This window comes from Streptomyces sp. NPDC053427 (assembly GCF_044544985.1).
Lineage (GTDB): Bacteria > Actinomycetota > Actinomycetes > Streptomycetales > Streptomycetaceae > Streptomyces.
Genome location: NZ_JBITYA010000006.1, coordinates 78790 through 99800 on the forward strand (window position 1 = coordinate 78790; position 21011 = coordinate 99800).

Here is a 21011-nt window from a genome sequence, read left to right on the forward strand (position 1 = left end):
GTCGGACACTTCCCAGGGCGAGCCCGCACCCTCCCGTCGCGCCAGGCGGGAGCGTGCCGGTACACCTCAACAGGGTCATGGGCGTCCCCCCTCCGTGCCGCGGATCGCCTCAGGCCGTGCTCGGGTCGCCCTTGATCAGGGCGAACTGCGCGCCCGCGGGGTCCTTGAGCATGGCCAGCCGGCCGACGCCCGGTGCGTCGCTCGGGGGAATCAGGACCGTGGCACCGCGGGAGGTGGCCGCGGCGAACGTGGCGTCGCAGTCGGTGACGCCGAAGTACGGGTGCCATTCGGGCGTCGAGCCGGCCTGGAGGTTTTCCTTCGGGAGCTGCATGATCCCGCCCTGCCCGGTGTCCCCCGCCTTGCCGCCGCCGGGCGAGGAGACGACGGAGTACACCATGTCGCCGCCCATCGGCATGTCCTGGTAGTCCCAGGAGAAGACCGAGGCGTAGAAGTTCTTCGCGGCGGCCGAATCGGTGGTGTACAGCTCGGTCCAGCACAGGGTGTTCGCTTCCATGACCGTCTCCAGGCCCTCGGTGTCACCGGGCTGCCATACGGCGAACTCGGCGCCCGTCGGGTCGGTGAAGGCGGCCAGCCGTCCGGCGGTGAAGACATCCATCGGCGGGACGCGGACCACGCCGCCCGCCTGCTCCACGGCCTTGGCCGTGGCATCCGCGTCGGAGGTGTGGAAGTACGCCGTCCAGGCGGGGCTCGCGCCGTCCTGCGTCAGTGGACCGACGGCGCCGACGGTCCGGCCGTCGAGCTGGAAGAAACCGTAGCCGCCGCCCTCCGGGCCCGCCGACTGCAAGGTCCAGCCGAGGACACCGTTGTAGAACTCGGCGGCGGCGTCGATGTCGGGCGTTCCGAGGTCGAGCCAGTTCGGTGTGCCGGGGACGTAATGGGTCGTCAGCATGATCGCTCCTCCTGTGCGCTGCAGCTTGCCGATCATGGTCGTGCGCGTGATCGGCACGACCGCAATTCCGGTCACACTCAGCATGGCAGGCGGCACTGACAGTCAACCTTCGCGCGCCGCTCAGGGCGCGCCGAAGCGGCTCCGCAGCTCTCGCTTGAGGACCTTGCCGCTGGCATTGCGCGGCAGCGCGTCCACGAACATCACCCGCTTGGGCGCCTTGAACGGAGCGAGGCGGGTGCGGGCGGCGTCGATCAGCTCCTGTTCGCTCAGCTCGCCGCCGGCGCGCTCGCCGCCGCTGCCGCCGTCGGCCGTCGTACGCCGTACCACCACGGCGGTCACCGCCTCGACCCACCGCTCGTCCGGCAGCCCGATGACCGCGACCTCGGCCACCTCCGGATGCTCGTAGAGCACGTCCTCCACCTGGCGCGAAGCGATCAGTACGCCGCCGGAGTTGATGACGTCCTTGACCCGGTCGACCACCGTGAAGTAGCCCTCCGCGTCCCGTACGGCGAGGTCGCCGGAGCGGAACCAGCCGTCCCGGAACGCCTCGGCGGTCTCCTCGGGCTTGTCCCAGTAGCCCGTGCACAGCTGCGGTGAGCGGTAGACGACCTCGCCGCGGCTGCCGTCCGGCACCTCCCGGCCCGCCTCGTCGACCACGCGCGCCTCCACGAACAGCACCGGGCGCCCGCAGGAGTCCATCCGGCCCTCGTGTTCGTCCGGGCCGAGCACGGTGGCCAGCGGGCCGATCTCGCTCTGTCCGAAGCAGTTGTAGAAGGCGAGGGACGGCAGCCGGGCACGCAGCCGCTCCAGGACCGGTACGGGCATGATCGAGGCGCCGTAGTACGCCTTGCGCAGGCCGCTGAGCTCCCGCACCGCGAAGTCCGGGTGGTTCGCGAGCGCGATCCATACGGTCGGCGGCGCGAACAGGCTGTCCGCCAGGCCCGCTTCGACCAGCTCGAAGATCCGCCCCGGATCGGGGCCGTCCAGGATGATGTTCTCCGCGCCCACCGCCAGATAGGGCAGCAGGAAGACGTGCATCTGCGCGGAGTGGTAGAGCGGCAGGGAGTGCAGCGGCCGGTCGCTCTCCTCCAGGTCCAGGGCGACGATGGCGCTGGTGTATTCGTGCACCAGCGCGCGGTGCGTCATCATCGCGCCCTTGGGGAGGGCGGTGGTTCCCGAGGTGTAGAGCAGCTGGACGAGCGCCTCGTCGTCCGCCGCCGGCGGAAGGCCCGCCTCGTCCGCACCGTCCGTCCCGTCGGCCGCCTGCGCGCTCGAGGCCAGCCGCTCCAGCAGCCCGTCGGGGGCGTCGTGCAGCGGCATGGCGCGTACGGAGGCGGGCAACCGGTGCGCGAGGGCGGGGTCGGTGAGGGCGAGCACGCTGCCGGACTGCTCCAGGATGTAGCGCAGGTCATCGCCGGTGAGGCCGTGATTGACCGGCACATGGACCAGGCCGGCGCGGGCGCAGGCCAGGAAGCCGATCAGGTACGCGTCGGAGTTGTGCCCGTACGAGGCGACCCGGTCGCCGGGGTTCAGTCCCTCCGCCAACAGCACCCGGGCCGCGGCCGTCACCGCCTCGTCCAGCTCGCGGTAGGTCCACGCCCGCTGCGCATACCGGACCGCCGTCCGCCCGGGTACCCGCCGCGCGCTGCGCCGCAGGACCGAGTCCACCGTGTTGCTCCGCGCTTGCGTCATGGCGTGATCCTCGGGCGCGGCCGATGCCGGGTCAAGCCTTGTGGACGGAGCGCCGCCGGGTCGGCCCGGCGCGCCCCTGGGTTGTTTCCCCGCCGCCCACCCCGGTGTTGTTGTTTCCCCGCCGCCCACCCCCCTTCGGGGGGTGGGCGGGTCTGGTGGGGACCCTGGCACCGGGACGCGAACGGCGGAACACGAGCAGCGGGACACGAGCAGCGGGACGCGAACGGCCGGACGCGAACGGCCGGACACGTACGGCGGGACGCGTACGGCGGGACGCGGACAGCGGGACGCATACGGCGTGCATGGGCCTGGTGCGAGCGGCGGGTCGTAGCGCGGGGCGTAGCGCGGGTCGCATTGCAGGCCGCACGCGTCCGCCGGCGCCGCTACGGAACAGTGCGGGTCGGGCGCCCTACACGGCCCGCTCCCGGCCCTCCCAGTACGGGTCGCGAAGCCGTCGCTTGTAGAGCTTGCCGTTGGGGTCGCGGGGCAGGGTGGCGACGAAGTCGACGGAGCGGGGGCGTTTGTAGCCCGCCAGCCGGCGCTCGCAGTGGGCGAGGATCTCGTCGGCGAGCGCGGGCCCCGCCTCGTACCCGTCGGCCGGCTCGACGACGGCCTTGACCTCCTCGCCCCAGTCGTCGTGCGGGATGCCGAAGGCGGCCGCGTCGGCGACGGCGGGGTGGCCCAGCAGGGCGGACTCGATCTCGGCGGGGTAGATGTTGACGCCGCCCGAGATGATCATGTCGATCTTGCGGTCGCGAAGGAAGAGATAGCCGTCCTCGTCCAGATACCCGAGGTCGCCGACGGTGAAGAAGTCGCCGATGCGGTTCTTCTTCGTCTTGCTCTCGTCCTTGTGATAGCTGAAGCCGCCGGTGGACATCTTCATGTAGACGGTGCCCAGTTCGCCGGGCGGCAGCCGGTTGCCGTCGTCGTCGAAGACCGCCAGCTCGCTGATCGGCCAGGGCTTTCCGACCGTACCGGGCTTCTTGAGCCAGTCCTCGGCGGTGGCGAAGGCGCCGCCGCCCTCGCTTGCCGCGTAGTACTCCTCGACGCAGCCGCCCCACCAGTCGATCATGGCGCGTTTGACGTGGTCGGGGCAGGGCGCGGCACCGTGGATGGCGTGCCGCATGGAGGTGACGTCGTAGGACGTGCGCACCGCTTCGGGGAGGGCGAGGAGGCGGTGGAACTGGGTGGGCACCATGTGGGTGTGGGTGCAGCGGTGCCGGTCGATCAGGGCCAGCATTTCCTCCGGGGTCCACTTGTCCATCAGGACGAGGCGGTGGCCGATGTGCAGGGAGGCACCGGCGAACTGGAGCACGGCCGTGTGGTAGAGCGGCGAGCAGACGAGGTGGACGTTGTCGTCGAACGGCTTGATGCCGAAGATGGCGAGGAACCCGCCGAGGTAGGTCTCCTCGGGAGGTTTGCCGGGCAGCGGGCGGCGGATGCCGCGGGGGCGACCGGTGGTGCCCGAGGTGTAGTTCATGACCCAGCCCAGGGTGCGGTCGGCGGGCGCGGAATCGGGTCGTCCGGCCAGGAGTCGGCCGTACGGGCGGAAGCCGTCGACCGCGCCCACGGCGTACCGTCGGTCGGCCGGGAGTTCCGCCTCGTCGGCGGCCTGGCGCGCGGCGGCGCCGTACCGCTCGTGGGCGATCAGCACCTTCGCGCCGGAGTCGGCGACGATCCAGGCGATCTCGGGGCCGACCAGGTGGTGGTTGACGGGGACGAGGTAGAACCCGGCCTGGGAGGCGGCCAGGTAGGCGGTGAGGAACTCGACGCCGTTGGGAAGGACGACGGCGAAGGCGTCGCCGCGCTCCAGGCCCGCCGCGCGCAGGCCGTGGACGAGCTGGTTGACGGCGGCGTGCAGGCGGCCCGCGGTCCACTCCTCGCCGTCCGGGGCGATCAGGACGGTGCGGTCCGGGTCGGCGGTGGCCTGGGCCCAGAACCCGTTGGGGGGCTGGCTCACTGAGGGCTCCTTCCGGCGATGCGGTTGATGCGGTCGATGGCCCGCTCGAAGCCTCGGGTGAGGTCGTCGAAGACGGCCCGGACGCTGCGTTCGCTGGTCATCCGGCCGACGATCTGGCCTACGGGGGTGCCCAACAGCGGCTCGACCTCGTGCCGCTGGATACGGGAGTTGGCCTCGGCGACCAGCAGTCCTTGCAGCGGCATGGGGAGCGTGCCGGGCCCGTCGGGGTCGTCCCAGGCGTCGGTCCATTCGGTGCGCAGCTGGCGGGCGGGTTTGCCGGTCAGGGCGCGGGAGCGGACGGTGTCGCCGGGGCCGGCGGCGAGCAGTTTGGCGGTCAGTCGGCGGGAGTGCAGCTCGGCCTCCTCGGTGGTCAGCCAGATCGAGCCGAGCCAGACGCCCTGGGCGCCGAGGGCCAGCCCGGCGGCGATCTGCTCGCCGGTGCCGATGCCGCCGGCGGCCAGTACGGGCAACGGGTCGACGGCGGCGACCACTTCGGGGGTGAGGACCATGGTGGCGATCTCGCCGGTGTGCCCGCCGGCCTCGTAGCCCTGGGCGACGACGATGTCGATACCGGCCGCCTTGTGGTGCCGGGCGTGGCGCGGGCTGCCGGCCAGTGCGGCGACGAGGACGCCGTGGTCGTGGGCGCGCTGGATGATGTCGGGGGGCGGCGAGCCGAGGGCGTTGGCGAGGAGCTTGATCGGGTAGTCGAAGGCGACGTCGAGCTGGGTGCGGGCGACCTGCTCCATCCAGCCGGTGATCCGCCAGCCGGAGGCTTCCCCGTCGGCGAGCTGCGGCACGTGGTACTTGTCGAGGATCCCGGTGACGAACCGGCGGTGTTCGTCGGGGATCATCGCCTCCACGTCGGCCTCGGTGACGCCTTCCACCTTCGTGGCGGGCATCACGACGTCGAGGCCGTAGGGCAGTCCGTCGGTGTGGTCCTGCATCCAGTCGAGATCGCGGGCCAGCTCGTCGGGCGCGGTGTAGCGGACCGCGCCGAGCACCCCGAAGCCGCCCGCCCGGGTGATCGCCGCGGCGACGGCGGGGAAGGGGGTGAATCCGAAGACGGCGTGCTCGACGCCCAGCGTGTTGCTCAGCTCCGTCTGCATGGGCGCAGGATGCCGCAGCGGGGCGTGGGAAGGAAGAGATTTTCTGATGCTGCGTCAGAAACTCGGTGGGGTGCGGATCTTGATCCGAGGTGGCGGTCCCGATCGTCGGGGTGGCGGTCCCGATCGTCTTCTCCGGCGGGATTGTCAGTGGTCGCGTCTACGCTTTCGAGCATGGACCTTCGAGGCGAGCTGCGAGGCGAGAACGTCGTTGTGCCGAGGGCCTGCGGGGACGCCCGGACACGGCTGCACGGTCCCCCGCGGACGGCGGACCGGCGCATACGGTGGGGCGGCACCGACGCCCTCGGCAGCGTCCCGGACGCCTGGTCCGCGGGGGCGCGCCCCTGAGCGGGCGCCGAGCCGCCGAACGGCCCTCAGTCCTCCTCCAGCACCGCCATCGCCGCATTGTGCCCCGGGATCCCGCTCACTCCCCCGCCGCGCACGGCGCCCGCCCCGCACAGCAGCACATTGGCGTGCGCGGTCGCCACGCCCCAGCGGCCGGGCGCGGTGGCCTCGGCGGCCTCCTCGTCCGCGTAGGGGAACGCCAGGTCCCGGTGGAAGATGTTGCCGCCCGGCAGCCCCAGCTCCCGGTCGAGGTCGAGCGGGCTGCGGGCCTCGATGCAGGGGCGGCCCTCGGCGTCGCGGGCCAGGCAGTCGGCGAGCGGTTCGGCCAGGTGGGTGTCGAGTTCGGCGAGGGTGGCGGCCAGCAGCCGTTCGCGGGTGGCCGCTTTGTCGGCGGTGTCGGCGGCGAACAACCGGGCGGGGGCGTGCAGTCCGAAGAGGGTGAGGGTCTGGTAGCCGCGGCGGACGAGGTCGCCGCCGAGGATGGAGGGGTCGGTGAGCGAGTGGCAGTAGATCTCGGAGGGCGGGGCGGCGGGCAGCGCCCCGGATGCCGCCTGCTGGTAGGCCGCCTCCAGTTGGCCGTACCCCTCCGCGATGTGGAAGGTGCCGGAGAAGGCCTCCCGGGGGTCGACGCCGGTGTCCCGTAGCCGCGGCAGGCGGGTGAGCAGCATATTGACCTTGAGCTGGGCGCCTTCCGCGGATGGTGGCGGGTCCTCGCCGAGCAGCCGGGCCAGCTCGCGGGGCGCCGCGTTGACCAGCACCCGGCGGGCGCCGACGGTGCCCTGGACGCACGTCACCTCGGCGGTGCGGCCGTCCGTGGCGACGGCCGTGACCGGGCAGTCGGTGATGATCTCCGCCCCGGCCCGGCGGGCGGCGTCGGCCAGGGAGTCGGTGAGCGCGCCCATGCCGCCGATGGGGACGTCCCAGTCGCCGGTGCCGCCGCCGATGACGTGGTAGAGGAAGCAGCGGTTCTGACGGAGGGAGGGGTCGTGGGCGGTGGCGAAGGTGCCGATCAGGGCGTCGGTGAGGACGACCCCGCGGACCAGGTCGTCGGAGAAGGTCGCCTCGACCAGCTCGCCGAGGGGGCGTTCGAAGAGGGCATGCCAGGTGGCGTCGTCGTCGATTCGGGCGCGCAGTGCGGCGCGGCTGGGCAGCGGCTCGGTGAGGGTGGGGAAGACGCGCTCGGCGAGACGGTGGGTGGTGGCGTAGAAGCGCTGCCAGGCAGTGAACTCCCGGTCGGATCCGGTGAGTTCGGCGAAAGAGGTACGGGTGCGGGCCTCGCCGCCGCCCACCAGGAGGCCGGTGGGTCGGCCGTTGCGTACGGCGGGGGTGTAGGAGGAGACGGTGCGTTTGCGGACCGCAAAGCGCAGCCCGAGGTCCCGCACGATCTTCGGCGGCAGCAGGCTGACGAGGTAGGAGTAGCGGGACAGCCGGGCGTCGACCCCGGCAAAGGCCCGCGTCGACACGGCCGCACCACCCGTGTGGTCCAACCGCTCCAGCACCAGCACGCTGCGCCCGGCACGTGCGAGATAAGCGGCGGCAACCAGTCCGTTGTGCCCGCCGCCGACGATGACCGCGTCATACGAAGTCCGTTCCGGCATGCCCTTGGAATAGCACGCGGTGATCTCGGTTCGCCAGGCGCAGGCGGCTGAAACCTCCGGGCGGGTCGGTGCGGCTTCTTGACCGGGCGGGGGCCGACTTCTAGCGTCCGGCCGTGCGCCGCACGGCTTCCGCCGACGGTGCAGCGCTCCGGCCGTCCCACCCATCCCGTGAGGTGACCCGTGTCCCACCGTCAGGTTCCCCGCACCGGCCGCGCCTTCGCCGCACTGACCGCCGTCGCCGCCTGCTCGGCCGGGCTGCTCGCGGCCTCCGGTCCCGCCTCCGCCGCCCCCGACCCGGCCTCCGCCACGGCCGGCGCCACGGCCGGCGACGACGCGACGCGCACGGCCGCCCGCCAGCGCGCCTCCGTCCCGTATCCGAATCTGGCCCCGACCCCGCCGATGGGCTGGAACAACTGGTCGTACTACATGTGCGACATCAACGAGAAGGTCGTCCTGGACAACGCGCGGGCGCTGGTGCGGACCGGGCTTGCGAACAAGGGCTACGACACGGTCACCGTCGACGACTGCTGGATGGCCAAGCAGCGCGGCCCCCAGGGCGAGCTGGTTCCGGACAAGGACAAGTTCCCGCACGGCATGGCCCACATCGGGAGGGAACTGCACCGGATGGGGCTGAAATTCGGCATCTACGAGGACGTCGGCACGCTCACCTGCGGCAAATACCCGGGAAGTTACGGCCATTTCAAGGAGGATGCGCGGCAGTTCGCCCGTTGGGGGGTCGACTACCTCAAGGCGGACGGCTGCAATGTGCCGCGGCCGGCCGGCCGCACCAAGGAGCAGATCTACCGCGAGGTGTACGAGCAGCAGAGCCAGGCGCTGGAGGCCACCGGCCGGCCCATCACCTTCTCGGTGTCCGCGCCGGCCTATTTCCAGTACGACGGCGACAGCGTCTGGCACCAGGTCATCGACTGGTCCGCCCGGGTGGGCAATCTGTGGCGGGGCGGGCGGGACATCGCCCTGGAGCAGCAGAGCCCGGCCACGAAGTGGTCCTCCATCGTCTACAACTTCCGCTACAACGCGGGGCTGGCGCAGCTCCAGCGGCCCGGGCGCTGGAACGACCCGGACTTCCTGCTCGCGGGTGACACGGGCCTCAACCGGCACGAGATGCAGAGCCAGATGTCGCTGTGGGCGATGATGGCCGCGCCGCTGATCTCCAGTACGGATCTCGGCAAGCTCTCCCCGGAGGCACGCGAGGTGCTGGGGAACGAGGAGATCATCGCCGTCGACCAGGACCCGCTGGGCAAGCAGGGCAAGGTCATCGAGCAGAACGACGGCTTCACGGTGATGTCCAAGCCGCTCCGGCACGGCCAGCGGGCGGTGGCGCTGTTCAACTCGGGTGATACGCCGCGGACGGTGTCCACCACGGCGGCCGCGGCGGGGCTGCCGGAGGCGTCCTCGTACCGGCTGCGCGATCTGGTCACCGGGCGCGTCGGGCAGAGCGACGGGGCCATCGTCGCGCAGGACGTGCCGGCGCACGGCACCGTGCTCTACCGGGTCACCGCGCGCTGACCCGGCCGGGCCGCCGGCGGGCAACCGCCCGCTACCGCCGCGCGGCGCGCTCCTGGCGCAGCGCGGCGACCCGGCGGTAGAGGGCGGCCGCCTCGTCCGCGCGGCCCAGCTGCTCCAGGCACTGGGCCTCGTCCGTACGGCTGGCCAGCGCGTCGAGGTGGTCGGCGCCCAGGACCCGTTCGCGGGCGTCGGCGACCCGGCGGTAGTCGCCGAGCGCCTCGGGCCAGCGGCCCAGCCAGCCCAGCGCGACGGCGACCTCCCGGCGGCTGACGAGGGTGTCGGGATGGTCGGGGCCGAGCACCCGCCCGCGCGCCGCCGCCACCTCGCGGGCCTCGGCCAGCGCCTCTTCCCAGCGGCCCAGCCGCCCGAGGTTGACGCCCAGTCCGTGCCGGGCGCGCAGCGTCTCCGGGTCGTCGGCGCCCTGTGCGCGGCTGCGGACGGCCACCAGGTCGCGGTAGAGCGCCAGGGCCTCGGCGCCGCGGCCCAGACGGCCGAGGCCGATGCCGGTCTCGTAACGGGCGGCGAGGGTGTCGGGGTGGTCGGGGCCGAGCGTCTCGGCGCGCGCCGCCGCCACCTCCTGGTAGGTCCGCAGCGCCTCCTGCCACTTTCCCAGCTGCCCCATCACATAGGCGCTCTCGTAACGGGTGACGAGGGTGTCGGGGTGCCGCGTGCCGAGCACCCTGGCGCGCGCGTCGGCGACCTCGCAGGCCATGGCGTAGCAGTCCTCGAGCCGGCCCAGACGGGCGAGTCCGAACGCGAGGTGATGGCGGCAGCCGAGCGTATCGGGGTGGTCGGGGCCCAGGACGCGTTCCCGGCCGGCCAGCACCGCGGCGCACACCTGCTGCGCCTCGAAGTGCCGGCCGAGCCTGCCCAGCGCCAAGCCGGTCTCCAGGCGGGCGGTGAGGGCGTCGGGGTCGTCGCCGGGCAGCGCCGGCCGGGCGACGCCGGCGGCCGGGGAGGCCTCGCGGCGCTGGGTGCCGCCGCCGGTCCAGGTGTCGGTGAGGACGGCGGTGGCCCGGTCGAAGGGGTGACGGCGGGGCGTACCCGCCGGGGAGCCGATGGTCATACCGCGGGTCCAGGAGGGTCCGCGCGGGGTGGGCACGGTGACCTCGTCGCCCGCCAGGGCCGCCCGGCCGGACCTCCCCTGACGGGCGTCGGCAAGGCGTTTGGCCAGCTCATCGGCGTCCTGAGGGCGGTCCTCCGGGTCCTTGGCGAGCAGGTCCAGGATGATCCGCTCATAGGGCCCGGGCAGGTCGGGGCGGCGCCTGCGCGGGGGTTCCGGGGCGGTGTCGCGATGCCCGACGAGCACCGCCCAGGCGTCGCCGGTGCCGAACGGCGGGGCGCCGGTGGCGATCTCGTACAGCACGCAGCCGAGCGAGTACAGATCGCTGCGGTGGTCGACGAGGTCCGCGCCGATCTGCTCGGGCGACATGTACTGCGGGCTGCCCATGGCGACACCGGTGCCGGTCAGCCGGGCGGTGAAGCCGATGTCGTGGCCGAGCCGGGCGATGCCGAAGTCGCAGATCTTCACCGTGCCGTCGAGGGTGCGCACGATGTTCGCCGGCTTGAGATCGCGGTGCACGATGACCTGCGCATGGGTGTAGGCGAGCGCGGCAGCGATCTGCTCGGCGATGTCGATGACGTCCTGGACGGGCAGCGGCTGGCGCCGGTTGTCGTCCAGCAGCTGGCTGAGGTTGCGTCCGGTCAGCAGTTCCATGACGAGGAAGAGGGTGCCGGCGTCCTCGCCGAAGTCGTGGACGACGGTGATGCCGCGGTGCTGGAGGCCGGCGGCGGCCCGCGCCTCGCGGCGGAAGCGCTCGCGCAGCACCGTGAGGAACCCCGGCTCGTGCCGCGGCCCCATGGGCTTGAGGCATTTGACGGCGACCTGGCGGCCCAGCGATTCGTCGCGGGCCCGCCAGACCTCGCCCATCCCGCCGCGCCCGATGATGTCGAGCAGCCGGTAGCGCCCCTGGATCAGCCGGTCTTCGGTCATCGCGTATCGCCGCCCCCGTTCACGCCCCGCGTTCAGTCGTGCAGCTCCCCCTGCGGGTCCTCCTGCCCGTCCAGTATGGCGGCGGACCGGCGCAGCTTGTAGGGCGCTGGGCGGGCGTCGGGGCCGAGCCGCTCGACGGCGCGCAGGATGTGTTTCGGGGGAAGTTGCCAGCGCAGGGCGGGGGGAATGGTGCGCAGGGCCCGGCCGGTGGCGCGCAGCCGGCGGGTGACGGTGGCGGGCGGCGGCGCCGGGCGGCCGTACAGCTCGTGGGCGAATGCGGGCAATGCGCCGTAGGCGAGTCGCGCCACCCGGTGCCACAGGAGCGCGCGGGCGGGGACGAGCGGGGCGGGGGTCGGCGGCCTGCGGAGGAAGTCGTCGACCTGCCGGGCCCCGGGGGTGAGCGCGAGGTCGGGCCGTACGGCCGCGAAGTAGGCGGCGAGCGCTGCCCGGTCGCCGGGGACCGCGGCCGGGTCGAGGCCGACGAGGCGGGCGCTGACGCGGTGCTCGTCCAGGTAGGTGTCGGCCTGGGCGTCGCTGAGCGGAAACCCGGAGCGGCGCAGGACGTGGAGGTAGGAGTCCACCTCGGCGCAGTGGACCCACAGCAGCAGGTCCGGGTCGTCGATGCGGTAGCGCTCGCCGGTGGCCGGGTCGGTGGCGGACAGCCGGCGGTGGATGCCGCGGACCGTGGCGCCGGCCCGTTCGGCGGCGTCGGTGGTGCCGTAGGTGAGGGTGCCGACGAAGTTCGCGGTACGCATCAGCCGGCCCCAGGCGTCCCTCCTGCCCCTCTTGTTCGGTTGGAAAGCTGCGGAGTTCTGTATGACGCCGGCCACCGCGCGGGGGTGCAGCGCCTGGAGGTACAGCGCGCGGATGCCCGCGATCCACATCATGGGATCGCCGTGCATCTGCCAGGTCACCGAACGGGGCCCGAAGAGCCCGGGGTCGCCTGCCATCACCACACCTCCGCCGCAGGTCAGCGCCGTACGCGGGGCATCCCGAGGCCGATCCACGAGATGATCTCGCGCTGGATCTCATTGTTGCCGCCGCCGAAGGTGAAGATCACGGCGGAGCGGTAGCCGCGTTCCAGTTCGCCGTGCAGTACGGCGCCGGCCGAGCCCTCCTTGAGCGGGCCCGCGGCGCCGACGATCTCCATCAGCCAGGCGTAGGCGTCCCGCCGGGCCTCGGAGCCGTAGACCTTGACCGCGGAGGCGTCCTGGGGGCTGAGCGTGCCCTGGTGGAGCGCGTCGACCATCTGCCAGTTCAGCAGCTTCATCGCATCCAGTTTGGCGTGGGTGCGGGCCAGCCGTCCACGGACCCAGCCCAGGTCGATGACGCGGCGGCCGTCGGCGAGCTTCGTCCGGGACGCCCAGCGCTGGACGTTGTGCAGCGCGCGGATGGCCATGGTGCCGTGCGCGGCGAGGGTGACCCGCTCGTGGTTGAGCTGGTTGGTGATGATCCGCCAGCCCTTGTTCTCCTGGCCGACGCGGCGGGAGGCGGGGACGGTGATGTTCTCGTAGTAGCTGGCGGTGGTGTCGTGCGAGGCGAGGGTGTTGATCAGGGTGCAGGAGTAGCCGGGGTCGCTGGTGGGGACCAGGAGCATGGTGATGCCCTTGTGGGGCGGGGCGTCGGGATCGGTCCGGACCGCCAGCCAGACCCAGTCGGCGGTGTCGCCGTTGGTCGTCCAGATCTTCTGCCCGTTGACGACGTAGTGGCCGCTGTCCTCGTCCCCTTCCCGTACGGCGCGGGTCTTGAGCGCGGCCAGATCCGTGCCGGCGTCCGGTTCGCTGTAGCCGATGGCGAAGTCGATCTCGCCGGAGAGGATCCGGGGCAGGAAGTAGGCCTTCTGCTCGTCGGTGCCGAACTGCATGATCGTCGGGCCGACGGTGTTCAGCGCCATCAGCGGCAGCGGCACGCCCGCCTGCGCGGCCTCGTCGAAGAAGATGAACTGTTCCATCGGGGTCATGCCGCGCCCGCCGAACTCCTTGGGCCAGCCGACGCCGAGCCAGCCGTCGGCGCCGAGGCGGCGCACGGTCTCGCGGTAGAAGCGCTTCTGGGCGGCGGGGTCGGCGTACCGGGCGTAGGCGTTGTCCGGCACCAGTCCGGCGAAGTACGTCCGCAGCTCGGCCCGCAACTGCTCCTGCTCGGGGGTGTATTCGAGGTGCACGGCCCCTCCAGTTCGTCCGGTCCGGTCGTCCGTTCCGATGGCGCGCGGCCGATCCTGACGGTCCGTCGGCCACCGGACCGAAGGGCACAGTAGAACTTGTTCCAGTAATACGGAAGAGCCTCTCGGCACCGGCCGCCGGCTCTACTCTCGCCGGACGATCACCGATGCGGTGATACCAACGGAGGGACCCGGATCCATGACCGAGCGACCGCATACGCTGCTGGAGGCGACCGGCGGCATCGAGGCGCTGCGCCGCCTGAGCAACACCTTCTACGAGGCGGTGCTCGCCGACCCCGTGCTGGCGCCGGTGTTCGCGGACTTCACCCGCACCCATATCGAGCATGTCGCCGTCTGGCTGGCGGAGGTCTTCGGCGGGGACACCGCCTTCACCGATGAACTGGGCGGCCATCAGGCCCTGTTGCGCGCCCACCTCGGCCTGGAGATCACCGAGGAGCAGCGGCTGCGCTGGATGGAGCTGATGACCGGCGCCGTCGAGAAGGAGCTGCCGCCCGACGAGGAGCTGCGCCGGCAGGTCGTCGCGTACTTCGACTGGGGCACCACGATCGCCCGCGAGGTGTCCGCCGACCCGGCCGGCACCGACCTCGGCAACCCGGGCCCCACCCCCCGGTGGGGCTGGGACGGCCTGGCCTGACACGCCGCCTTTCGGCACACAGGAAGGCCCGGCCCGGCACCTCGGAGGTACCGGACCGGGCCTCATCTCGGGCCGGTCAGCCCTTGGCGTGCTTCGGCGGCATGTTCGGCGGCGCGACCTTGTTGTGCGAGAGGTCCTTGCAGAACTTGACGGCTCCGCTGTTGTTCACATGCTTCGCCGAGATCCAGCTGTCGCGGGTGTCACGGACCAGGTACCAGATGCTGTTCCCCTCGATGTTCTGCGCACGGACCTTGCACTGCAGGCCGATGCGCGCCTGGTGGCGGACATAGCCCCGCACAAGAGCGTCCGTGCTGGGGTCCTGACGAAGGGTCAGGCCCCGGCTGGCGGTGATCGTGCCGTACGGCTTCGCGGCCGCGCCCTGCGGCGGTGAGGGGGGCGCGGGGGGCGCCGCCTGAGCGGGAGCCGCAGCAAGCAGCGTCGCACCGAGGGTGAGGGCCGCGGTCAGTGCGCCCGCACCGGCCGCCAGCCGCTTGCCTCGGCCCCCGAAGATGTCGGTCGTGGACATATGGTTCTCCTGTTCTTGACGCGCAATGCCACCATTGGCGCGAAGTGGACATTACGCATAAATCACAAGAATTCGGCGACGCAACGACGATCGAGGAGCTGTTCGTGTGACGAAATGATGATTCGTCCCGTCAGGCCCCCAGGTCACCCCAGCCGTGCCGCAGAAGGGTGAAGATGCGGTCCATCGCCGCCCCGGGATCCTCGCTGTCACCGGCCAGCCGGGGCGCGGCCAGCGCATAGTGGGCCAGCGCGCGGACCGTCACCTCGTCCGCGTCGGCGCCGATCTCCGCCGCGATCGCACCGGCCAGGGCCGTCTCGTGCCGCATCCACATGCGATGCGCGTACTCCCTGAGCACCGGGGTGCCGTCGATCAGCTCCCGGAACCTGCGGAACTCCGGCGCGTCATGGACCTTGAGCACCGTCTCCCGCAGGTGGTCGTGCAGTCCGTCCAGGACGGTCCGGCCCGGCCCGCGGTCGCGGACCGCCGCGACCAACGCCTCGCCCCGCTCGGCGTCCTGGTCGAACACCAGCGCCTCTTTGCCGCTGAAGTGCTTGAACAAGGTGGTCACCGACACATCGGCGGCCTCGGCCACATCCTTGACGCCCACCTGGTCGTAGCCACGCTCCAGGAACAGCCGGAGGGCGGCGTCCGCCAGCGCCTTGCGGGTCTGGGCCTTCTTGCGTTCGCGGCGGCCGGTCGTCGGCTGAGTCATCACGTCAGACTAACTCTCAGGGTTGAGCGACTCGGAAAGTGGAGTCGGTACGGGTGGACCGCCGGTTCGGGCCGGCGGCCGGTCAGCGGAAGGTGCGCAGATGGCGCAGGGACCCCTGCGGGGCGTCGGGGGCGATGGCGTTGTCCAGGCCGCGGGCGGCGGCCTCGGCCGCCCGGGCGGCGCGGGGCAGCATGGTGGCCTCGTACGCGCGCACCGCCTCGTCCACATCGTCGTGCCGGCCGAGGGACCGGGCGAGTTCACTGCCGTCGAGCATGGCGAGGTTGGCGCCCATTCCCGAGAACGGCGTCATCAGATGCGCGGCGTCGCCCAGCAGGGTCAGGCCGGGGGTGTGGGTCCAGGTGTGGGGCACCGGCAGGGCGTACAGCGGCCGGTTGACGAACCCGCCGTCGCTCTCCCGTAGCAGTGCCAGCAGCCGGTCGTCCCAGCCGGCGAACCGCTCCAGCAGTGCGGCGCGTACCGCCTCCGGTTCGGCGAGGTCCACGCCGTGCTCCAGCGCCCAGTCCCGGGATCCCCGGAAGGCCGCGTACACGCGGATGCGGGCCAGGCCGTTGCGCTGGGCGATCAGGGCCTTGTTGCGGTGGGCAGCCATCATGCTGCCGTCGCCGACGAGTCGGGCGACGGCCGGATGGCGGGCGTCGACGTCGTCGAATCCGGTCTCGACGAAGGTGACGCCCGCATAGTGGGGCGAGCCGTCCGAGAGCAGCGGCCGTACCCGGGACCAGGCCCCGTCGGCGCCGATGACCAGGTCGAAGGTCTCGGCCGGGCCGTCGTCGAACTCGGCCCTGTGCGTGCCGTCCCCGAGGGGGTGGAGGGTACGCAGATAGCGGCCCCAGCGGACGGTGCCGGGGGCGAGGGAGTCCAGGAGGAGGCGGCGCAGTTCGCCGCGGTCGATCTCGGGGCTGCCCTGCTCGTCGGCCTCCGGCGCGTGCCGGAAGAGCACGGTGGCGGCGTGGTCCAGCAGCCGCATCTCCTGGCCCTCCGGGCGGGCGAGGGCGAAGAACTCCTTGTCCAGACCCGCCGCGCGCAAGGCGGCCTGGCCGGTGGCTTCGTGCATGTCGAGCGTGCCGCCCTGGGGGCGGTCTTCGGCGTACGCATCGCGGTCGAAGACGGTGACCGCGATGCCGTGCCGCTGGAGGACCCGGGCGCAGGTCAGCCCGCCGGGGCCGCCGCCGATGATCGCGATACGCGGGGTGGTGGTCATGACTACAGAAAAGCACAACCACTAAGAAAGTGCAATCACTACACTTTTGAACCGGGGCGATTCCTCGGGGACACCACCCCCAGGCAGAGACCTTCGAAAGGCAGGCTCCAGCCCAACTTCACCGACAAAAAGGACAGTTGATCGCATCCAGTCCTTGCGCTTGCAGATTTAGGTATGCCTAACCTAATGTAACGACGCGTGTCGACGACCAAACCACCTGCCACCGCACCCCCTGTGCCCACACCGCGCCCCGCCGCGCGGACCTGGCGGCGTATCCCGCTGTTCGTGGCCGGGCTGTGCGCGCTGGCGGTCTGTGCGGCGCTGAGCCTCGCGCTGGGCGCCCGTTCCGTACCGCTGTCCACGGTGCTCGACGCCCTGTCCGGCACCGGACACGGGCGGGACGCCATCGTGGTGACGGGGCTTCGGCTGCCGCGCACCCTCGTCGGACTCGCGGTCGGCGCGGCGCTCGGCGTCGCCGGCGCGGTCGTCCAGGGCATCACCCGCAACCCGCTCGCGTCGCCGACCACCCTCGGCATCAACCACGGCGCCGGTTTCGCCGTGGTCACCGCCATCTACGCGTTCCATCTGACCCGCCCCATCGAATACCTCTGGTTCGCCTTCGCGGGCGCCGCGGCCGCCGCGGTGTTCGCCCAGACGCTCGCCCGGCGGGCCGGCGACCTCGACCCCGTACGGCTCGCGCTGGGCGGCACGGTCCTTCAACTCGTGCTGCTGTCCTGGACGTCGACGGTGATGCTGGCCAGCAAGCGGTCACTGGACGAGGCCCGGTTCTGGATGGCCGGATCGCTGGCCGAGCGCCCGCTGTCGGTGCTCTGGCCGGTGCTGCCGACCCTGGTGATCGGGCTGGTCCTCGCGCTGGCCATCGCCCCGGCGCTCAACGCCCTGGCACTGGGCGACGATTCGGCGCAGGCGCTCGGCGTGCCGGTGACCCGGATCCGGATGGCCGGCGGCCTCGCCGTGGTACTGCTCGCCGCCTCGGCCGTCGCGGTCGCGGGTCCGCTCGCCTTCATCGGGCTGGCCGCCCCGCACCTCGTACGGCAGCTGTTCCGCACCTCCGACCACCGCATCCTCATCCCCGGCTGCCTGATCGCCGGACCGCTGCTGCTGCTCGCCGCCGACATCCTCGGACGGCTCGTCATCCGCCCGTCCGAGCTCCAGGTCGGCATCATCAGCGCCTTCCTCGGCGCCCCGCTGCTGGCGCTGCTGGCCCGGAAGGTGGCCCGATGACCGACGTCCTGCGCCCCACGACTCCCGCCTCGCAGACCTCCGCGCGCCGTCGCGCCGTCCGCCGCACCCCGCTGCTCACCCTCGCCACCGTCGTGGTGCTGCTCGTCCTCGTCACCGTGTCGGTGTCCACCGGCGACGTGCCGCTGCCGCCCTTCGATGCGCTGGGCGGGCTGTTCGGGCAGGGCGATACGGCCACGGTCCTGATCGTCCAGGAGTTCCGCGCCCCGCGGATGGCCGCCGCGATCATCGCGGGCGCCGGGCTGGCGGTGGCCGGTGCGCTGCTGCAGCGGCTGTTCCGCAACCCGCTCGCCTCGCCCGATGTGATGGGGGTGACCGGCGGCGCGTCATTCGGTGCGGTGGTGATGCTGGCCACCGGTGCCTCGCAGGCGCTGATGCCGCTGGCCGCGCTCGGTGGCGGGCTGCTCGCCGCGGTGCTGCTCGGGGTGCTCGGCTGGCGCTCGGGCGCCAGCGTGACCCGGCTGGTACTGGTCGGCCTCGCCGTACAGGCCGGGCTGACCGCCGCGGTGAACTTCATGGTCGTCCGCTTCCCCACCGAACTGGCCGGATCCGCCCTGCAGTGGACGACCGGCTCGGTGTACGGACGCACCTGGACCGAGGTGTGGGCCGCGGGCGGCGCGGTGGCCGCGGCGCTGGCCCTCGCCTTCGCGCTGCACCGCCGGCTGGCCGTACTCGACCTGGGCGACGACTCGGCCGGCGCGCTCGGTCTGAACACCGACGCCGCCCGCCTCCAGGTCCTGGTGACCGCGATCGTGCTGGCCTCGCTGGCCGCCGCGCTCACCGGCCCGGTCGCCTTCGTCGCGCTGGCCGTCCCGCACATGGTGCGGTTCCTGGCCGGCCCGCCCACCGCCGGGACGCTGGCGCTGTCCGGCCTCGCCGGTGCCGTACTGCTGCTCGCCTCCGACCTGGTGGCGCAGCATCTGCTGCCCGTCAGCGGGCTGCCGGTCGGGGTGGTCACCGCCACCCTGGGCGCGCCCTGGCTGCTGGTGCTGATGATCCGTCAGAGCAGTTCCGTGAACAGGAGTGTTTGATGACCGCCAACCAGCTCTCCACCCACGGGCTCGATCTGCGCTACGGCGACCGGCTGATCGTCGGCGGCCTCGACCTGGTCCTCCCCGGCGGCGCCGTCACCGCGGTCGTCGGCCCCAACGCCTGCGGCAAGTCCACCCTGTTGCGCGGGCTGACCCGGCTGCTGGCGCCCGCCGCGGGCACCGTCGCGCTGGACGGCGCGGACATCCACCGGATGCCGGCCCGCGCGCTGGCCCTGCGGATGGGACTGCTCCCCCAGCAGCCGGTCACCCCCGACGCGATCACCGTCGAGGCGCTCGTACGGCTCGGCCGCTATCCGCACCAGAAGTTGCTGAGCCCCTGGTCGGCGGCCGACCAGCGGGCCGTGGACGACGCGCTGGAGCGCACCGGGACCACCGCGCTGCGCGACCAGCCCGTCGACCAGCTCTCCGGCGGGCAGCGGCAACGCGCCTGGATCGCCCTGGCGCTGGCCCAGGACACCGATCTGCTGCTGCTCGACGAGCCCACCACCTTCCTCGATCTGCGGCACCAGCTCGATGTCCTCGATCTGGTCGCCGAATTGCACTCCGAGGCGGGCCGCACCGTGGTGATGGTGCTGCACGATCTCGGGCAGGCCGCCCGTTACGCGGATCACCTCGTGGTCCTCAAGGACGGGCAGCTGGCGGCGGCCGGCGCCCCGGCGGACGTACTCGACGCGGAGCTGGTCAAGTCCGTGTTCGACGTGGACTGCCGGGTCATCCCCGACCCCGAGACCGGCACCCCGCTGGTCGTCCCCAGGGGCAGCGCGAAACGGCACACCGCCGTGACCGCCTGACCCGCCCGCTCTCCCCCACGAGCACCCCCTTCCGCTCCACTCCCTCTTTCTTCTCCTCTCCTTTTCTTCTCCTCTCCCCTTCTCCGCTCCCCCTAAGGACGTCGAACCCCCATGTTCACCAGAGCCGCCTCCGATAACTCCCGTAGCTCCCGCAGCATCCGCCGGGTACCGGCCGCGCTGCTCGCCGTCGTCGTGGGCGCCGCCGCCCTCACCGCCTGCGGGGGCGACAAGTCCACCGACGACGACTCGGCGAAGGGCAAGGCCGGCACCGGCTTCCCGCGCACCCTCAAGACCGCCATGGGCGACGTAGCGATTCCGGCAAAGCCCAAGCGCGTCGTCGTGCTGGACACCGGTGAGCTGGATGACGTCACCACGCTCGGCATCAAGCCGGTCGGCGCGGTCTCCCCGCACATGAAGACCGAGGGCGGCTTCCCCTCCTACCTCAAGAGCGAGATCGGCGGCGTCAAGGACGTCGGCCCGCTGCTCGAGCCCAACCTCGAGAAGATCATCGGCCTCAAGCCCGACCTGATCCTGTCCTCCAAGGTCCGGCACGGGAACATCTACGACAAGCTCAAGGGCATCGCGCCGACCGTCTTCACCGAGACCACCGGCGGCCCCTGGAAGGCCAACCTGAAGGTCCACGCCAAGGCCCTGGGCCTGGAGAAGCAGGCCGACCAGAAGCTCAAGGCGTACGAGGCGCGGGCCAAGGCGCTGGGCGCGGAGATCAAGAAGAAGTACCACGGCGAGATGCCGTCGGCGTCCGTGGTCCGCTTCGTCGCCGGCCCGACCCGCCTCTACCAGAAGTCCTCCTACAGCGGCGTCGTCCTGGACGACATCGGCCTGGCCCGCCCGAAGTCGCAGAGCTCCACCGACCCGGTCAAGACCATGCTCGACGTCAGCCCCGAGCAGATCGACAAGGCCGACGCCGACCTGGTCTTCGTCACCGCCGCGGATCTGCCCGACAAGACGCAGAAGAAGGACGTCACGTCCAACCCGGTCTGGAAGGCGCTGCCCGCCGTCAAGAACCACAAGGTCTTCGACGTTCCGGACGAGACCTGGATGTCCGGCATCGGCATCCAGGCCGCCGAGCACATGCTCGCCGACGTGGCGAAGGCCACCGGCGTGCCGCTGCCGAAGGCCTGACCGGAGGTCGAAGGCCGGAGGTCGAAGGCCGGAGGTCGAAGGCCGGAGGTCGAAGGCCGGAGGTCGAAGGCCGGAGGTCGAAGGGGGTGGGCCATCCTCCGCGAGGGTGGCCGCCCTTCGGCGGCGAGCGGGCCGTCCTTGGCGGGCCCGTCCCCGGTGGGCGCCCGTCGAGGTGGGGCCGCCCCTCGCGAGGGTGGGCCGTCCGTCGAAGGGGCGGCCGCCCAGGGGGGCGCGGGGTGGAGGGCTGGTGCCCCTGCCTTGGGCACCTCGTGAGGCACTTGCTGTCTTCCGCTCGCCTCGTGAGGCCTATGCGTCTCGCGTGCGTCTCGCGTGCGTCTCGCGTCTCCGCTCGCCTCGTGGC

Annotated in this window: 18 protein-coding genes; 7 read left to right on the forward strand and 11 right to left on the reverse strand. The window is 72.2% G+C overall.

Annotated elements, in window-relative coordinates:
• Positions 1 to 109: 109 nt before the first annotated feature.
• From ACIGWZ_RS17750 to ACIGWZ_RS17765, 4 genes are all read right to left on the reverse strand, one after another.
• Positions 110 to 910: a VOC family protein gene (locus ACIGWZ_RS17750; RefSeq protein ID WP_400065551.1), complete on the reverse strand. Its 801-nt coding sequence runs from the start codon at positions 908 to 910 to the stop codon at positions 110 to 112.
• A gap of 120 nt (positions 911 to 1030) precedes the next feature.
• Positions 1031 to 2602, reverse strand: coding sequence for an acyl-CoA synthetase (locus tag ACIGWZ_RS17755; protein ID WP_400065553.1), 1572 nt, complete (start codon positions 2600 to 2602; stop codon positions 1031 to 1033).
• A 409-nt stretch (positions 2603 to 3011) separates the two neighbouring features.
• Entirely contained in the window at positions 3012 to 4562 is a 1551-nt protein-coding gene (locus ACIGWZ_RS17760; protein WP_400065555.1) for an acyl-CoA synthetase, read from the reverse strand.
• Positions 4559 to 5668: an NAD(P)H-dependent flavin oxidoreductase gene (locus ACIGWZ_RS17765; RefSeq protein ID WP_400065557.1), complete on the reverse strand. Its 1110-nt coding sequence runs from the start codon at positions 5666 to 5668 to the stop codon at positions 4559 to 4561. The genes ACIGWZ_RS17760 and ACIGWZ_RS17765 overlap by 4 nt, the downstream gene beginning before the upstream one ends.
• A gap of 171 nt (positions 5669 to 5839) precedes the next feature.
• Between ACIGWZ_RS17765 and ACIGWZ_RS17770 the strand changes: the two genes are divergently transcribed.
• Positions 5840 to 6013 (forward strand): hypothetical protein, encoded by a 174-nt coding sequence (locus ACIGWZ_RS17770; protein WP_400065559.1) that lies wholly within the window; start codon positions 5840 to 5842, stop codon positions 6011 to 6013.
• Between the two features lie 26 nt (positions 6014 to 6039).
• Here ACIGWZ_RS17770 and ACIGWZ_RS17775 read toward each other — a convergent pair whose 3' ends face one another.
• Positions 6040 to 7608: a phytoene desaturase family protein gene (locus ACIGWZ_RS17775; protein ID WP_400065561.1), complete on the reverse strand. Its 1569-nt coding sequence runs from the start codon at positions 7606 to 7608 to the stop codon at positions 6040 to 6042.
• Between the two features lie 180 nt (positions 7609 to 7788).
• On the opposite strand from ACIGWZ_RS17775, the gene ACIGWZ_RS17780 reads away from it, so the two are divergent.
• Positions 7789 to 9135, forward strand: a complete 1347-nt coding sequence (locus ACIGWZ_RS17780) for a glycoside hydrolase family 27 protein (RefSeq protein WP_400065563.1) — start codon at positions 7789 to 7791, stop codon at positions 9133 to 9135.
• Positions 9136 to 9166: 31 nt separating this feature from the next.
• Here the strand turns inward: ACIGWZ_RS17780 and ACIGWZ_RS17785 are convergent, their stop codons facing one another.
• The 3 genes from ACIGWZ_RS17785 to ACIGWZ_RS17795 are packed head-to-tail and all read right to left on the reverse strand — an operon-like array spanning position 9167 to position 13289.
• Positions 9167 to 11128 carry a tetratricopeptide repeat protein gene (locus ACIGWZ_RS17785; RefSeq protein ID WP_400065564.1) on the reverse strand — a complete coding sequence of 654 codons (1962 nt, stop codon included), beginning with the start codon at positions 11126 to 11128 and terminating at the stop codon, positions 9167 to 9169.
• A 32-nt stretch (positions 11129 to 11160) separates the two neighbouring features.
• Complete coding sequence (locus ACIGWZ_RS17790; RefSeq protein ID WP_400065565.1) at positions 11161 to 12078, reverse strand: oxygenase MpaB family protein; 918 nt, start codon at positions 12076 to 12078, stop codon at positions 11161 to 11163.
• A gap of 20 nt (positions 12079 to 12098) precedes the next feature.
• Complete coding sequence (locus tag ACIGWZ_RS17795) at positions 12099 to 13289, reverse strand: acyl-CoA dehydrogenase family protein (RefSeq protein ID WP_400065567.1); 1191 nt, start codon at positions 13287 to 13289, stop codon at positions 12099 to 12101.
• Between the two features lie 196 nt (positions 13290 to 13485).
• Here ACIGWZ_RS17795 and ACIGWZ_RS17800 point away from each other — a divergent pair, with 196 nt between their 5' ends.
• The gene (locus ACIGWZ_RS17800; protein ID WP_400065569.1) at positions 13486 to 13941 is read left to right on the forward strand and encodes a group II truncated hemoglobin; all 456 of its coding nucleotides are present in this window, start codon (positions 13486 to 13488) and stop codon (positions 13939 to 13941) included.
• A gap of 76 nt (positions 13942 to 14017) precedes the next feature.
• Here the strand turns inward: ACIGWZ_RS17800 and ACIGWZ_RS17805 are convergent, their stop codons facing one another.
• The 3 genes from ACIGWZ_RS17805 to ACIGWZ_RS17815 all read right to left on the reverse strand — a co-directional run bounded on the left by ACIGWZ_RS17805 (position 14018) and on the right by ACIGWZ_RS17815 (position 16401).
• On the reverse strand, positions 14018 to 14467 hold the full coding sequence (locus ACIGWZ_RS17805; protein WP_400065571.1) for an SH3 domain-containing protein: 450 nt from the start codon (positions 14465 to 14467) through the stop codon (positions 14018 to 14020).
• A gap of 130 nt (positions 14468 to 14597) precedes the next feature.
• Complete coding sequence (locus ACIGWZ_RS17810) at positions 14598 to 15179, reverse strand: TetR/AcrR family transcriptional regulator (protein WP_400065573.1); 582 nt, start codon at positions 15177 to 15179, stop codon at positions 14598 to 14600.
• A gap of 82 nt (positions 15180 to 15261) precedes the next feature.
• Complete coding sequence (locus ACIGWZ_RS17815) at positions 15262 to 16401, reverse strand: FAD-dependent oxidoreductase (protein WP_400065575.1); 1140 nt, start codon at positions 16399 to 16401, stop codon at positions 15262 to 15264.
• 234 nt (positions 16402 to 16635) lie between these two features.
• Between ACIGWZ_RS17815 and ACIGWZ_RS17820 the strand changes: the two genes are divergently transcribed.
• The 4 genes from ACIGWZ_RS17820 to ACIGWZ_RS17835 all read left to right on the forward strand — a co-directional run bounded on the left by ACIGWZ_RS17820 (position 16636) and on the right by ACIGWZ_RS17835 (position 20650).
• Positions 16636 to 17646, forward strand: coding sequence for a FecCD family ABC transporter permease (locus ACIGWZ_RS17820; RefSeq protein WP_400066446.1), 1011 nt, complete (start codon positions 16636 to 16638; stop codon positions 17644 to 17646).
• Positions 17643 to 18695, forward strand: a complete 1053-nt coding sequence (locus ACIGWZ_RS17825) for a FecCD family ABC transporter permease (RefSeq protein ID WP_400065577.1) — start codon at positions 17643 to 17645, stop codon at positions 18693 to 18695. Before ACIGWZ_RS17820 ends, ACIGWZ_RS17825 begins: the two co-directional genes overlap by 4 nt.
• The gene (locus ACIGWZ_RS17830; RefSeq protein WP_400065579.1) at positions 18695 to 19507 is read left to right on the forward strand and encodes an ABC transporter ATP-binding protein; all 813 of its coding nucleotides are present in this window, start codon (positions 18695 to 18697) and stop codon (positions 19505 to 19507) included. Before ACIGWZ_RS17825 ends, ACIGWZ_RS17830 begins: the two co-directional genes overlap by 1 nt.
• 111 nt (positions 19508 to 19618) lie before the next feature.
• A complete protein-coding gene (locus ACIGWZ_RS17835; RefSeq protein WP_400065581.1) occupies positions 19619 to 20650 on the forward strand; it encodes an ABC transporter substrate-binding protein in 1032 nt (343 codons plus the stop codon).
• Positions 20651 to 21011: the final 361 nt, after the last annotated feature.

Bases quoted from the DNA above. Each gene is read 5' to 3' on its own strand.
- ACIGWZ_RS17750 (WP_400065551.1), bottom strand. From the start codon at position 910: ATGCTGACGACCCATTACGTCCCCGGCACACCGAACTGGCTCGACCTC.
- ACIGWZ_RS17755 (WP_400065553.1), bottom strand. From the start codon at position 2,602: ATGACGCAAGCGCGGAGCAACACGGTGGACTCGGTCCTGCGGCGCAGC.
- ACIGWZ_RS17765 (WP_400065557.1), bottom strand. From the start codon at position 5,668: ATGCAGACGGAGCTGAGCAACACGCTGGGCGTCGAGCACGCCGTCTTC.
- ACIGWZ_RS17770 (WP_400065559.1), top strand. From the start codon at position 5,840: ATGGACCTTCGAGGCGAGCTGCGAGGCGAGAACGTCGTTGTGCCGAGG.
- ACIGWZ_RS17775 (WP_400065561.1), bottom strand. From the start codon at position 7,608: ATGCCGGAACGGACTTCGTATGACGCGGTCATCGTCGGCGGCGGGCAC.
- ACIGWZ_RS17785 (WP_400065564.1), bottom strand. From the start codon at position 11,128: ATGACCGAAGACCGGCTGATCCAGGGGCGCTACCGGCTGCTCGACATC.
- ACIGWZ_RS17790 (WP_400065565.1), bottom strand. From the start codon at position 12,078: ATGGCAGGCGACCCCGGGCTCTTCGGGCCCCGTTCGGTGACCTGGCAG.
- ACIGWZ_RS17800 (WP_400065569.1), top strand. From the start codon at position 13,486: ATGACCGAGCGACCGCATACGCTGCTGGAGGCGACCGGCGGCATCGAG.
- ACIGWZ_RS17805 (WP_400065571.1), bottom strand. From the start codon at position 14,467: ATGTCCACGACCGACATCTTCGGGGGCCGAGGCAAGCGGCTGGCGGCC.
- ACIGWZ_RS17810 (WP_400065573.1), bottom strand. From the start codon at position 15,179: ATGACTCAGCCGACGACCGGCCGCCGCGAACGCAAGAAGGCCCAGACC.
- ACIGWZ_RS17815 (WP_400065575.1), bottom strand. From the start codon at position 16,401: ATGACCACCACCCCGCGTATCGCGATCATCGGCGGCGGCCCCGGCGGG.
- ACIGWZ_RS17825 (WP_400065577.1), top strand. From the start codon at position 17,643: ATGACCGACGTCCTGCGCCCCACGACTCCCGCCTCGCAGACCTCCGCG.
- ACIGWZ_RS17830 (WP_400065579.1), top strand. From the start codon at position 18,695: ATGACCGCCAACCAGCTCTCCACCCACGGGCTCGATCTGCGCTACGGC.
- ACIGWZ_RS17835 (WP_400065581.1), top strand. From the start codon at position 19,619: ATGTTCACCAGAGCCGCCTCCGATAACTCCCGTAGCTCCCGCAGCATC.